This window comes from Pseudomonas sp. HMWF021 (genome assembly GCF_003061005.1).
Lineage (GTDB): Bacteria > Pseudomonadota > Gammaproteobacteria > Pseudomonadales > Pseudomonadaceae > Aquipseudomonas.
This window is the reverse complement of sequence record NZ_QAIK01000180.1, coordinates 67832-80105: the sequence shown is the minus strand read 5'-3', so window position 1 is coordinate 80105 and position 12274 is coordinate 67832. Positions and strand designations below refer to the sequence as shown.

12 protein-coding genes are annotated in these 12274 nt (G+C 61.4%); 6 read left to right on the top strand and 6 right to left on the bottom strand.

What is annotated here, in order from left to right; all coding sequences use genetic code 11:
- Positions 1-177 precede the first annotated feature (177 nt).
- Entirely contained in the window at positions 178-1224 is a 1047-nt protein-coding gene (locus tag DBR18_RS26105; RefSeq protein WP_108592473.1) for a patatin-like phospholipase family protein, read from the bottom strand.
- A 216-nt stretch (positions 1225-1440) separates the two neighbouring features.
- Between DBR18_RS26105 and DBR18_RS26100 the strand changes: the two genes are divergently transcribed.
- The 3 genes from DBR18_RS26100 to DBR18_RS26090 all read left to right on the top strand — a co-directional run bounded on the left by DBR18_RS26100 (position 1441) and on the right by DBR18_RS26090 (position 3579).
- Positions 1441-1719 (top strand): hypothetical protein, encoded by a 279-nt coding sequence (locus DBR18_RS26100; protein ID WP_007963692.1) that lies wholly within the window; start codon positions 1441-1443, stop codon positions 1717-1719.
- 79 nt (positions 1720-1798) lie between these two features.
- Positions 1799-2563: a CHAD domain-containing protein gene (locus DBR18_RS26095; protein WP_108592472.1), complete on the top strand. Its 765-nt coding sequence runs from the start codon at positions 1799-1801 to the stop codon at positions 2561-2563.
- Positions 2564-2784: 221 nt separating this feature from the next.
- Entirely contained in the window at positions 2785-3579 is a 795-nt protein-coding gene (locus DBR18_RS26090; protein ID WP_108592517.1) for an acyl-CoA thioesterase II, read from the top strand.
- A 1-nt stretch (position 3580) separates the two neighbouring features.
- Here the strand turns inward: DBR18_RS26090 and DBR18_RS26085 are convergent, their stop codons facing one another.
- From DBR18_RS26085 to DBR18_RS26075, 3 genes are all read right to left on the bottom strand, one after another.
- Positions 3581-3946, bottom strand: coding sequence for an Mpo1-like protein (locus DBR18_RS26085; RefSeq protein WP_041069479.1), 366 nt, complete (start codon positions 3944-3946; stop codon positions 3581-3583).
- 188 nt (positions 3947-4134) lie between these two features.
- A complete protein-coding gene (locus DBR18_RS26080; RefSeq protein ID WP_108592471.1) occupies positions 4135-5616 on the bottom strand; it encodes a methyl-accepting chemotaxis protein in 1482 nt (493 codons plus the stop codon).
- A gap of 175 nt (positions 5617-5791) precedes the next feature.
- The gene (locus tag DBR18_RS26075; protein ID WP_108592470.1) at positions 5792-6598 is read right to left on the bottom strand and encodes a TatD family hydrolase; all 807 of its coding nucleotides are present in this window, start codon (positions 6596-6598) and stop codon (positions 5792-5794) included.
- 235 nt (positions 6599-6833) lie between these two features.
- Between DBR18_RS26075 and DBR18_RS26070 the strand changes: the two genes are divergently transcribed.
- The 3 genes from DBR18_RS26070 (at position 6834) to DBR18_RS26060 (ending at position 9355) form a co-directional block, all read left to right on the top strand.
- The gene (locus tag DBR18_RS26070) at positions 6834-8255 is read left to right on the top strand and encodes a transglycosylase SLT domain-containing protein (protein WP_108592469.1); all 1422 of its coding nucleotides are present in this window, start codon (positions 6834-6836) and stop codon (positions 8253-8255) included.
- A 108-nt stretch (positions 8256-8363) separates the two neighbouring features.
- Positions 8364-8798: a DoxX family protein gene (locus tag DBR18_RS26065; RefSeq protein ID WP_003226822.1), complete on the top strand. Its 435-nt coding sequence runs from the start codon at positions 8364-8366 to the stop codon at positions 8796-8798.
- A 248-nt stretch (positions 8799-9046) separates the two neighbouring features.
- A complete protein-coding gene (locus DBR18_RS26060) occupies positions 9047-9355 on the top strand; it encodes a hypothetical protein (RefSeq protein WP_003226820.1) in 309 nt (102 codons plus the stop codon).
- A 6-nt stretch (positions 9356-9361) separates the two neighbouring features.
- Here DBR18_RS26060 and greB read toward each other — a convergent pair whose 3' ends face one another.
- Together greB and DBR18_RS26050 are read right to left on the bottom strand one after the other, a co-directional pair.
- Positions 9362-9859, bottom strand: coding sequence for a transcription elongation factor GreB (gene greB / locus DBR18_RS26055; protein WP_007964774.1), 498 nt, complete (start codon positions 9857-9859; stop codon positions 9362-9364).
- A 34-nt stretch (positions 9860-9893) separates the two neighbouring features.
- On the bottom strand, positions 9894-12274 hold a 2381-nt coding region (locus DBR18_RS26050; RefSeq protein ID WP_108592516.1), incomplete at its 5' end, for an ABC transporter permease.

The window sequence follows — 12274 nt, the reverse complement described above, 5'->3', positions numbered from 1 at the left end:
TGGGGTATCGGTTGTTGAATGACAACAGTCTGTAGGTTTTGTGTTGCCTGGTCTGGCCTCTTCGCGGGCAAGCCCGCTCCCACAGTGGCCGGTGTGCTACACAAATCTCAATAACACCTTAGAACCCTGTGGGAGCTGGCTTGCCAGCGAAGAGGCCCTGACAGTCAGCCGAGAACTTCAGGGCTCTCTACTCTGCTCACTTTCATACCGATCCAGCGTATCCCGCGCAATCTCCCGCCCCAGCGCGATCAGTTCCGGCGCCTTGTAGAACTCGAAAAACCGGCACACTCGCTTCGGCACGTTGATCAGAATGTCCGGCGGATAGCCGGCGATCTTGTACTGCGCCAGCGAGGTCTGCATCACCTCGAAACTCTGGTTGATCAGGTCCAGCAGCGACGCCGGCCCGACGTTGTCGATGATGAACGAGCCGGTGGCGGACTTCGGCGCGCCTTCGCGCTCAGGGGCGGCTGCCGGTTGCTGACTTTCCGGCTCGCTGCCTTCCAGCCACGGGTTGATGTCGGCGGCTTCTGCACGCAACGCTTCCTGTTCAAGCAACAGCAATTGCTCGGCCTGTTTGCGGCGGAACGGCATCTTCGAACCCAGCGAACTGAGCAGGCTGTCAAAGCGCGAGCGAAACGCTGGCGGGCGCTGGATCACCGGCAATTTGTAGTGACGCTGGTTGGTCGCGTTAAGGTTGACGGCGATGATCAGGTCGCAGTGGCTGGAGACCACCGGAACGATCGGCAACGGGTTGAGAATGCCGCCGTCCACCAGCATCCGGTTGCCCTGCATCACCGGGGTGAACAGGCTGGGAATCGCCGCCGAGGCACGCATCGCCTGATGCAGACAACCTTCCTGAAACCAGATTTCCTGTTGGTTGGTCAGGTCGGCAGCGACGGCGGTGTAGGGGATGCGCAGGTCTTCGATGTTGATTTCGCCGACGATCTTGCGGATCTGCCCGAAGACTTTCTCGCCACGAATCGCCCCCAGGCGAAAACTCACGTCCACCAGCCGCAGCACATCCAGATAATCGAGGGATTCGATCCAGGCGCGGTACTCGTCGAGTTTGCCCGCCGCATAGATCCCGCCGACCACCGCGCCCATCGAACATCCGGCAATGCAGGCGATGTCGTAACCGCGTCTTTCGATCTCCTCGATGACCCCGATATGGGCATAGCCCCGGGCGCCACCGGAACCCAGTACCAGCGCGACACGCTTTTTCATCCAGCTTCCTCCCCGACAAGCTTGCACAATGCACCCATCCGGGGGCGGGCGACAATCGTCAGGGTCGTTCGGGGCGGCAGGGGCGTCGTTTTTTCGATACTCCATGACCACTCGGCGCTATCCTTTGGTCACCGCAGATTCATGGGCCGCCAAGGCACTTTTCCCTTGGCGTAACGTCTTACCTGCACGACTGTTGACCTATTTGAGGTGTAAGTGATGAAAGCCTGGATCTGTGTGCCGTTGATTGCGCTGGCATTGGCCGGTTGCGCTGGCAAGACTGCTTATCGTGACAGCTGTGGCAGTCAGCTCGATGCGGCGTGGCATGAACTGGATCTGGCCAAGGCCGAAGGTTTTGCCGGCACGGTCAGCTACTCCAAGGCGCTGTCGCTCTTGACCGCAGCCAAGACCCAGCAGCAATTCGAAGGCTTCGAAGGCTGCAGCAACAAGGCCGAGAAAGCCCGTTTCTATATTCGCGAATCCCGCGCCGGGCGCTAAGCTGCTGACCTGACGCAAGGATGCGTCTGCCTTGCAGCGGCAGACTGGTCTTTCAAGCCATTTGAATCAGGAGCAAGTGATGTCAGCGTTGGTTGACCGGTTGGTGGCTCATGTCCTGAGCCTGGAAGTGCGGCTGCTGGCCTGTCAGGCGCGTCTGACCGCGCGTACCGACCCCGAGGCGCTGCATGATTTGCGCACCACGGTGCGGCGCTTGCGCAGCCTGTTGCGACCCTTGCGTGGCTTGCCCGGTGTCGAGCAACTGGAAGTGGCGGCGTCCGCGGTGGGGCAGTTGACCACGCCATGGCGCGACCGCGAGGTGTTGGCCGCCTACTTGCTCAAGCACGATCAACCGCAAGCCGCACAGCGACGCATGGCGCAAATGGACGAAGCCTATCCCGCATTGGCAGCGAGCGCCGAAGTGGCTTCGCTGCTGATCATCCTCGATGCCTTCCCGCGTTTCCTGCGAGCTTCCGAGCGTCAGGGGCTGCTCAAGGGCCTGGGCAAACGCATCGAAAAACGCCTGCACAAACAATGGAAAAAACTCGACGAGGCGCTGCACGATCCGGCCCACGACCGCCATCGTCTGCGCCTGCTGATCAAACGCGTGCGTTATGGCATCGAAGCCTACCCGGAACTCGATCGCCTGCCGGAATCAGCGCTGGCGCGGCTGAAGTCGGCGCAGGGCGCGCTGGGCGACTGGCACGATTGCTGGCAGTGGCTGGCGCGGGCCGAGCTGGAGAGCGATCTGCAACCCTGCGTCGCGACCTGGCAGGCGGGCCTGATCAAGGCTGAAGCCAAGGCCGATCGGGTGCTGGATAAACTCAGTTCAAGCTGCTTCAAATAATCTCGATATCACCCGGCCCCGGTAGGAGCTGCCGAAGGCTGCGATCTTTGTTTTTTAAAATCAAAAGATCGCAGCCTTCGGCAGCTCCTACAGGGGTTTTTGTTTGAATGGGAATCGGGGTAAGGCCTTTCTGTCAGTCCATTTGACCGGAATAGACGCTGCGGCGCTCTGCCATGCTGGTTAAGATCGCTGCATTCCTTTTTTCGCTTGCCGAGGTTGTCATGCGCTTTTCCGATCTGATTGAGGCGGTTCGCCGCGATCCAGAAGTGACCATTCCCGCCGAGTGGGGTCAGGGTCGGGCCAGTTTTGGTGGCCTGGTGGCGGCGCTGCAATACGAAACCATGCGCGCCAGGGTGCCGGCCGATCGCCCGGTGCGTTCGCTGGCGATCACCTTTGTCGGCCCGGTGGAGCCGGACGTCCCGGTGCGTTTTGAAGTCGATGTGTTGCGCGAAGGCAAAGCGGTCAGTCAGGTACTGGGCCGTGCGATGCAGAACGGTCAGGTGGTGACGATCGTGCAGGGCAGCTTCGGTGCATCGCGGCCTTCGGAAGTGGCGGTCGAGGCCTACCCGGCGGTGGAAATGAAACACTGGGACGAATGCCCGGAACTGCCCTATATCAAAGGCGTGACCCCGGAGTTCATGCGGCATCTGGCGATGCGCTGGAGTGTCGGCGGCATGCCGTTCACTGGCAATCAATCGCGGCAGATGGGCGGCTGGGTGCGCTTGCGTGGCGATGTGAAAGAAGAGCCGGTCAATGAAGCGCATCTGCTGGCGCTGGTGGATGCGTGGCCGCCGGCACTGTTGCCGTACCTGAAGAAACCGGCACCGGGCAGCACGTTGACCTGGACCATCGAATTCGTGCAGCCGCTACGCGATTTGCGCACGCTGGACTGGTGCAAATACCTGGCGGACATCGAGTACGCCGCCGACGGCTACGGCCATGTCGCCGCCAAGCTGTGGAGCGCGGAAGGGGAGTTGATCGCCACGAGCCGGCAGACCGTGACGATTTTTGCCTGAATCAATGCCGACGATGACGCTCACGCCAGGCACGCCACCAGCCGCCGCTGAGAAAAAACCGCGGAAAGGTCAGGAACTGTTCGACCAGCAAGCGTGACACCGCATCCTGGCGATCGCTGAACGGCTCGGAGGCTTGCGCCTCCAGGCTGTGGCCGTGGCGCTGCAGACCCAGCGCCGCGACGATCCCGATCACGCCAATGGCGACACTGGCCAGACTCAGGCTGAACACCCCGGACACGATCAACAGAAACGCGACGATGAACAACGGCACGGCAATCAGGTGCAACACCAGATTGGTCGGATGCTGGTGATTGTTCGGGTACGCGCGCCATTGCCACGCGGGAAGATTGGGGTGACGTTTGCCCATGTTGACTACTCCTCGATCCATGTTGAACACATGCTTGAAGAATAGGCCGGGGCGGGTGGGGCGGCGAATCAAGGTTGGCTATTGGCATCATAGTAATGATGGACAAAAAAAGATCGCAGCCTTCGGCAGCTCCTACATTGAATTGCGTACAGCTGTAGGAGCTGCCGAAGGCTGCGATCTTTTGATCTTCAGAGTTTCAACTGCCCGATTGCCTTGCTCAGCTCCCCGGCCAATGTCGCCAACTCATTACTGGTAGTCGCCGAATCCACGGTCTGCTGCACGGTGTTTTCGGTCACATCACGAATGCTCACCACCGCCCGGTTCATCTCTTCGGCCACTTGGCTCTGCTGCTCCGCAGCCACCGCGATCTGGGTGTTGCTCTCGCGCATCTGCGCCACGGCGCCGGTGATTTCCGCCAGCGCCTCGCCCGCTTCCTGTGCCTGTTGCACGCAGTCGTCGGCCTTGTACGAACTCTCCTGCATGAAGTCCACCGCATCGCGGGTGCCGGCCTGCAGCGCCGAGACCATGGTGGTGATTTCATCGGTGGAGGTCTGCACGCGTTTGGCGAGGTTGCGCACCTCGTCGGCGACCACGGCAAACCCCCGACCCATCTCGCCGGCACGCGCCGCTTCGATGGCGGCGTTGAGGGCGAGCAGGTTGGTCTGCTCGGCGATGCTGTGAATCACGCTGACCACGCCGTTGATCTTCTGGCTGTCCTCGGCCAGGCGCTGGATCATCTCGGCGGTCTGCTGCACCCCGCTGGAAAGTCCGGCAATCGACTGCTGTACGCGGCTGACCACTTGTTGACCGCTGCCGGCCAGACCGTCAGCGGTCTGCGACAGGTCGCGGGTGGCGCCGGCGTGCTGGGCGATGTGATACACCGTGGCGGTCATCTCGTTGATTGCGGTGGCGGCCTGATCGGTTTCGCTCTGTTGACCGAGCATGCCGTGGCGCACTTCGTTCATGCTCGACGCCAGCCGCGCGGCACCGACGTCCAGTTGCCGCGCCGTGTTGGCAACGGTGGTGACCACGCGCTGATAACCGGCCTGCATCGCGTTGAACGCATTGGCCATCTGCCCGACTTCATCCTTGCAAGCCAGTGGCACACGGGCCGAGAGGTCACCACTTTTTTCGACGTGCAGCATCACGTCCTTCAGCGTGTTGAGCTGACTGAGCAGGAAGCGGATCAGCAGTTGCGAAGCGCAAAGCATGGCGAACATCAGGATGAACACGGCAACGGCGTAGTTGGCGAAGCGTTCGCTGAACACCTGCGCCAGGCTCGGGCCGTAGGCAATGACGGCGACTTGCTGTCCGTCGGCACGACTGAACACTTCGGCACCCATCAGCGGGTTGTTACCGAACAGAGGCAGGTGATTGACCTCGTTCCAGCCGTTGCTGTCACTGATTTCCAGCACGGGTTGGTTGTTGAGGCGTGGTGCTTCACCCCGTTTGAACGTCAGCACGTGATCAGCCTTGGGCAGTGCCTGTTCGACTGGCCAGGCCTTGAGCAATTGCGCCTGAGCCTGTGCGGATGCCTGCGCCGCGTGGCTGCGCGCCTGTTGTTCGAGCTGCACGGCGTACAGCACCAGCAGCAGGGTGGTGACAAAGGCGACCGCATTGACCGCCCAGAATTTGTATTTCAGCGAGATATTGCTAAGCCAGGCACCCATGGAGGTCTTCTCTGATAGCGGAAACAGTTTTGGCAAGGTGCCATTATTGTGCCGCTACCCTGGAAGTCGGGCTTGATGTGGGTCAACGGATCAAAAGATCGCAGCCTTCGGCAGCTCCTACAGGGAATTCACCCTCTCAATGTAGGAGCTGCCGAAGGCTGCGATCTTTTGCTGTTTAAACCTGTGCCGGCAGGTTGAAAAACGCCCGGGCACAGGCGGTGGTGTGCGCAGCCAGATCGTCCTCGCTCTCGCCGCGATGCAACGCCACCTCGCGCAGCACTTCGGTCAGATACGCCGGCTCATTGCGCCCGTTTTTCGGCTTCGGTCGCAGAGTTCGCGGCAGCAGGTACGGCGCGTCGCTTTCCAGCATCAGGCGTCCGCGCTTGATCTCCTTGACCAATGGATGCAAATGCGTTCCCCGGCGCTCGTCGCAGATCCAGCCGGTGATGCCGATGTGCAGGTCCAGATCCAGGTAACTGAACAGGGCTTTTTGCTCGCCGGTGAAGCAGTGCACCACGGCGGCAGGCAGTTGATCGCGGAAGTCCCGGAGGATTTCCAGCAAGCGCTGACTGGCGTCACGCTCGTGCAGAAACACCGGCAACTGCAGTTCTACCGCCAGCGCCAGATGTTCTTCGAGAACTTTCTCCTGTTGCGGGCGCGGCGAGAAATCGCGGTTGAAGTCCAGCCCGCACTCACCCACGGCAACCACGTTTGGCTCTTGCAGCAGACTGCGCAAACGGCGCGCACTGTCCGCGTTCCAGTCGCTGGCCGAATGCGGGTGAATGCCGGCGGTGGCGAACAGTCGCTGGCCACTTTCATCCAGTTGCCGGCACAGTTCCAGCGCCTGCTCGCTGCCCTCGACGCTGGTGCCGGTCAGCACCAGTTGGCAGACCCCGGCGGCGTAGGCGCGATCAAGCACCGCCTGATGTTTTTCGGCGAAACCGGGGTTGGTCAGGTTGACGCCGATATCGATGAGTTGCATGGTTCTACCTCGGGCCGAAGGCCGGAAAGCATACCAGAGCTGTAGATTTATAAGAAAAGCCAAGAACTACAACGAGTTATAGCTGTCTTTTGATGCCGCGACGCAGCTCGGGTTGGCAGAAATGCCATCCCTGTGCCAGTCTCTCGCACTTTGCCAGCGCTCAAGGCGCTCTGTTTTCGTCGGTGTTTTCGACCGTTCAGCGGTGAAAACACCCCGTATTCTTTCCGGAGAGTGGATGCATCGTCCCTCGGTTTTGCTCCTGTTGTGTGCGTCGCTGCTGCTGCCGATAACGGCGGTTGCGCGCTTGCCCGGGCCACTGCAAGCCGTACCGGCCGCCAAGGTCCGCGACCTGACGGAAATTCGCGGCAGCCGCGTGCTGCGCGTGCTAGTCAATCAGAGCCGCAACAGCTCCGGGGAAGTCCAGGGCCAGGCCATCGGCATCGAATACCATCGCCTGCGCGCATTCGAGCAATACCTCAACGGCCACGCCCGCGATGGTCAGGAAATCACCCTCAAGATCATTCCAAAAGCCAAGGATCAACTGCTCGGCGCCTTGCAGCGCGGCGAAGGTGATCTGGTGGCGCCCGGCGAACTGCTCGATCTGCAACCCGGCCACGCGGTCGCCAGCAGTGAGCCGATCGCCAGCAACGTGCCGCTGGTACTGGTCGGCATCAAGGGCGAGCGCCGTTACACCAAGGTTGAACAGCTTTCCGGCAAGACCCTGGCCTTGCCGACCGGCAGTGCGGCGGGGGAGGCGGTCAGCCAGCTCAACCAGAAACTGGCCCTGCACAAACTGGCGCCGATCAAGATCGAATGGGTCGATCCGACGCTGGCGGTCGAAGACGTGCTGGAGATGGTGCAGGGCGGGATTTTTCACCTGACCATCGTCGAGCAACCGATTGCAGAGCGCTGGGGCAAGATCCTGCCCAAGCTGCGTTTCGACCGGCAGTTGATGATCAGCGAGCCGGGTGAGGAATACTGGTTCGTGCGCCGCGATGCCTCGATGCTGCGAGCGAGCATCGATCGCTTCCTGGTCGGCTACAAGAAGCCGGCGAACGAGGATGCAGAGTTTCTGCGGATCTATCGACGGCTCTACCAAGTGCACTATCCGTTGGCCAAGGCTGACCGCCAGCGTCTGGAAAAACTGCGCCCGACCCTGCAAAAACACGCCGACGCGCAAAGCATGGACTGGCTGAATCTGGCGGCGCTGGCCTTCAAGGAGTCAGCCCTGCAGCCCACCGCCCGCAGCGGCAGCGGCCCGACTGGGTTGATGCAGATCACCCCGTCGGCGGCGCAGCGGGTCGGTGTGAACAACATCCAGAATCTCGATGCGAACGTGCAGGCCGGGGCCAAGTACCTGGCGATGATCCGTCGCAAGTTTTTCAACAGTCCGAAACTCAACGAGCGCGAGCGCATGGCCTTCACTCTGGCGGCTTACAACATCGGCCCGGAGCGGGTACAAGGCATGCGCGCCGAAGCACGGCGCCGTGGCCTGAATCCGAACCAGTGGTTCTTTCAGGTCGAGCGCATCGCCATGGAACAGGTGGGCATGGGTCCCGTCAGCTATGTTAATAGCGTGAACAAGTACTACCTGGCGTACGACCGTGAGCGGGAGTCGTTGGAGCCCCGGGGCCAGAAAGTCGCCTCACGGAAGTAATCGAATAATTTGATTGTTATGGCGGAATAATTGCGCTTTTAACATGAATTTAACTGATTAATATAGCGGCCAATCCCAACACACTTATCGCAAAACAAGGAATGCCCCATGAGCTCTCTGATCAACAAGGTTCTGTTCACCCGCGCCGGTTACGGCCTGACCATTCTGCGCATCGCGGTCGGCGTGATCTTCGCCGCCCACGGTTCGCAAAAGCTGTTTGGTCTGTTCGGCGGTTACGGTCTGGCGGGCACCGCGCAATACATGGACAGCCTCGGTCTGCACCCGGGTTACCTGATGGCTACGCTGGCTGGCGGCACCGAGTTCTTCGCTGGTCTGGCGCTGATCATCGGCCTGCTGGTGCGCCCGGCAGCCTTGGGTCTGACCTTCCTGTCGCTGGTGGCGATCTTCACTGTTCACATCAGCAACGGTCTGTTCATGGCGAACAACGGTTACGAGTTCGCCCTGGCGCTGCTTGGTGGCAGTCTTGCGGTGATGATCGAAGGTGCCGGCAAGCTGTCGGTGGATCGCGCCATCGCCGGTTGAGCGCTCTGGATCAAGCAAAAGGCCCGCATTGTGCGGGCCTTTTTTGTTGCGGCTGATTCTTGACACTCGTCGGTCACGTTCTCTAGGATGTTGCTCATGCGCCGATTTAAACAGCTACTTGCGGGGCGCCAGGTGACTTCAACAGTTGCCGTCAGAAGCCGGAACAGGGCTTCGAAATACCGCTAAAGCGCTGGTTCGGTGTTGCCTCTCACCTGCCATGCAGACTTTTGAGGCAGAGACACGACACGATGAATGCACTACGCCCTCCAGCACGTCCCGCGCCGATCACGGCACATATCACCCAGCGCAATCCAAAAATCCTGCTTGGCGGCAAACACCAGCCGACGCTGTTGCGTTATCTCGATGGCTGGCCACGTCGCAGCGGCGGGCCTGCCGCGTTCCTGATCCAGTTTGTCGAAGACGGCGAGTCACTGGCGCGTTTTGCCAGCGACAGTTTCGATCTGGCGGTGATTCAAGCGCCGAGCGCGGAAGACGCGCCAGAAATGATCAAACAACTGACCCGCGTCGCGCGGCAGGGGCTGATCACCCGTCGCTGAAACGGATTACGGGTAATCGATCGCCACGATATAGACAAACTGCTCACCGGTTGGCGTCTGCACCCGGACTTCGGCGTCCAGCGCCTTGCCGATCAAGGCGCGGGCCAACGGTGAGTCGATGCTGATCAGACCCAGTTTCAGATCCAGTTCATCCGGGCCGACGATGCGGTAGCGCGATTGCTTGCCGTCTTCGTCTTCGATGGTCACCCAGGCGCCAAAGTAGACCTTGTTCGGATCGCTGGGTTTTTCGCTGACGACCTTCAAGGCCTCGAGACGTTTGGTGAGAAAACGCACGCGGCTGTCGATCTCGCGCAGCATCTTTTTGCCGTAGGTGTACTCGGCGTTTTCCGAACGATCACCCTGCGCCGCCGCCTCGCTGACCGCTTGCGTCACCTGCGGACGGCGCACATGCCACAGCTCATGGAATTCGGCGCGCATCCGCGCTTCACCTTCAGGGGTGATCAGCGCGGTGCCGGCGGTGCGGGGAGGGCGATAACGGCTCATGGCAACTTCTTGTGGTGACGAAGGCTGGAGTCTATCAACCCTCGCGCAGGACTGTCAGCGGACTCGCATTCAATGCCCGACGGGTGCCGAACACGCCGGCACCACCAATCAGTGCGGCGCCAATCAATGGCAACACCAGCAGCCACGGGTGCGGATGCCACGGCAGATCGAACGCGTAGCGATACAACACCAGACTCACCACTTCCGAGCCGATGGCCGCCAGCAGGCCGCTGACCGCACCAAGCAAACCGAACTCGATCCGCCGGGCCTTGACCAGCAATTGCCGTTGCGCGCCCAGTGCTCGCAATAACGCGCCTTGGCGAATGCGCTCATCCAGCGTTGCCTGCAAGCCGGAGAACAGCACGGCCATCCCCGCCGCCAAGACAAACAACAACACGTACTCCACTGCCAGGGTGACCTGGGCGAGGATGCTGCGCAGTTGTTCCAGCAGCGCTTCGACCTGAAGAATGGTCACCGCCGGAAAGGCTCGCGACAGCTCGACAATCTGCTGATCGTGACCGGGTGCCAGATAGAAACTGGTCAGGTAGGTGGCCGGCAGATCTCTCAGCGTGCCGGGCTGGAAGATCATGAAGAAGTTCGGCTGGAAATTGTCCCAGTTGATCTCGCGCAGGCTGGTGACCTTCGCCTCACGATTGACCCCGCCGACGCTGAACACCATGTGATCGCCGAGTTTGAGCTTGAGGCTTTCGGCGACTTTGCCTTCCACCGATACACCCGGAACTTCGTCCGACGGTTGATCCTTCCACCACTCACCGGAGGTGATCTTGTTGCCCGCCGGCAGATCGGCCGCCCAGGTCAGGCTCAGGTCGCGCTGTACCGCGCGGTCACCGGCCGAATCCTTGCTGACGATCTGTTGCACCGGTTCACCGTTGATGCTGATCAGCCGTCCCGGCACCACCGGGTACAGCGGCGCCGCTTGCGCGGACACATTGACCAGATGATCGGTGAAGGCCTGCTTATCGGCGGGCAGAATGTTCAGGGCAAAATAGTTCGGAGCGTTTTTCGGCAACTGGTTTTGCCAGGTATCGAGCAGTTCGCCACGCAGCAGGGCGATCAATGCCATCGACAACAGGATCAAGCCGAACGCCAGCGCCTGCCCGGCTGCTGCCAGCGGATGACGCAGCAACTGACCCAGGCCGAGGCGCCACGGCAGCGGCGCACGGGCGAGCATCCGGCGCAGACTGTTGAGCAGCAACAGCAGCAAGCCACCCAGCACCAGCGCCGCGACCACACCACCGCCGAGCAGGGCGAAGGTCAGCAGCAGATCGAGACTCAGACGCCACATGATCAGGCCCAGTGCACCCAGCGCCGCGCCATAGACCATCCACGTGCTCGACGGAATCGGTAGCATGTCACGGCGCAATACGCGCAACGGTGGCACCCGCCCCAGTGCGGCAAGCGGCGGCAGGGCGAACCCGGCCAGCGCCACCAGTCCTGTGCCGATCCCGGCGAGCGCCGGAAACAGGCCGCCCGGTGGCACATCAGCGGGTAGCAGATCATGCAGCAGCGCGAACAGTCCCAGTTGCGCAAGCCAGCCAAGCACAGCGCCACTGAGGGCGGCAAACAGGCCCAGTACGGTCAGTTGAATGCTGAACAGCGCCATGGTTTCCCGGCGCGACAGACCGAGGCAACGCAGCAGCGCACTGGCATCGAAGCGGCGGCTGGCAAAGCGGTTCGCCGACAACGCCACCGCAACGCCGGCGAGCAATACTGCAACCAGACTGGCCATGTTCAGATAACGCTCGGCCTTGCCCAGCGCGCCGCCAATCTGCCGGTTACCGTCGCGGGCATCCTGAATTCGCTGGTTGGCGGCCAGTCCCGGCTTGAGCAGTTGTCGATAGGTTTCCAGCGCCTGTGGCTCGCCGCGCCACAGTTCTCGATAGCTCACGCGACTGCCGGGCTGCACCACGCCAGTGGCAGCGAGGTCGTCGAGGTTGATCATCACCCGAGGCGTGAGGCTGTAGAAGTTGCCGGCGCGATCCGGTTCGTAGGTCAGCACGCGGGTCAGCTTCAGGGTTTTCATGCCGACGTCGATGCTGTCGCCGATCTTCAGATCCAGCGCCGTCAGCAGGCGTGCTTCCACCCAGGCTTCGCCGGGTTGCGGTTCACCGCCCGGTGTTTCAGCGGCAAACGGGGCCGGGGCGCTTTTCAGTTCGCCACGCAGTGGGTAGGCGCGATCGACGGCTTTGATGCTCGATAACTGAATGCCGTTGTCAGTGGCAATGACGCTGGAAAACTCCACCACCTGTGCATGGTTCAGGCGCAACTCGGTGCCGCTGCGAATCTGTTCGTCGCGTGCCGGCGAGCTGCCTTCGAGCACCAGATCGGCGCCAAGAAACTCGGTGGCGCGCAGCATCATCGCGCCGTTGAGGCGGGCGCCGAAGTAGCCGATGG

What these genes read in the sequence shown, in the direction of transcription:
- DBR18_RS26105 (WP_108592473.1), bottom strand. Translation starts at nt 1,224, where the DNA reads ATGAAAAAGCGTGTCGCGCTGGTACTGGGTTCCGGTGGCGCCCGGGGC.
- DBR18_RS26100 (WP_007963692.1), top strand. Translation starts at nt 1,441, where the DNA reads ATGAAAGCCTGGATCTGTGTGCCGTTGATTGCGCTGGCATTGGCCGGT.
- DBR18_RS26095 (WP_108592472.1), top strand. Translation starts at nt 1,799, where the DNA reads ATGTCAGCGTTGGTTGACCGGTTGGTGGCTCATGTCCTGAGCCTGGAA.
- DBR18_RS26090 (WP_108592517.1), top strand. Translation starts at nt 2,785, where the DNA reads ATGCGCTTTTCCGATCTGATTGAGGCGGTTCGCCGCGATCCAGAAGTG.
- DBR18_RS26085 (WP_041069479.1), bottom strand. Translation starts at nt 3,946, where the DNA reads ATGGGCAAACGTCACCCCAATCTTCCCGCGTGGCAATGGCGCGCGTAC.
- DBR18_RS26080 (WP_108592471.1), bottom strand. Translation starts at nt 5,616, where the DNA reads ATGGGTGCCTGGCTTAGCAATATCTCGCTGAAATACAAATTCTGGGCG.
- DBR18_RS26075 (WP_108592470.1), bottom strand. Translation starts at nt 6,598, where the DNA reads ATGCAACTCATCGATATCGGCGTCAACCTGACCAACCCCGGTTTCGCC.
- DBR18_RS26070 (WP_108592469.1), top strand. Translation starts at nt 6,834, where the DNA reads ATGCATCGTCCCTCGGTTTTGCTCCTGTTGTGTGCGTCGCTGCTGCTG.
- DBR18_RS26065 (WP_003226822.1), top strand. Translation starts at nt 8,364, where the DNA reads ATGAGCTCTCTGATCAACAAGGTTCTGTTCACCCGCGCCGGTTACGGC.
- DBR18_RS26060 (WP_003226820.1), top strand. Translation starts at nt 9,047, where the DNA reads ATGAATGCACTACGCCCTCCAGCACGTCCCGCGCCGATCACGGCACAT.
- greB (WP_007964774.1), bottom strand. Translation starts at nt 9,859, where the DNA reads ATGAGCCGTTATCGCCCTCCCCGCACCGCCGGCACCGCGCTGATCACC.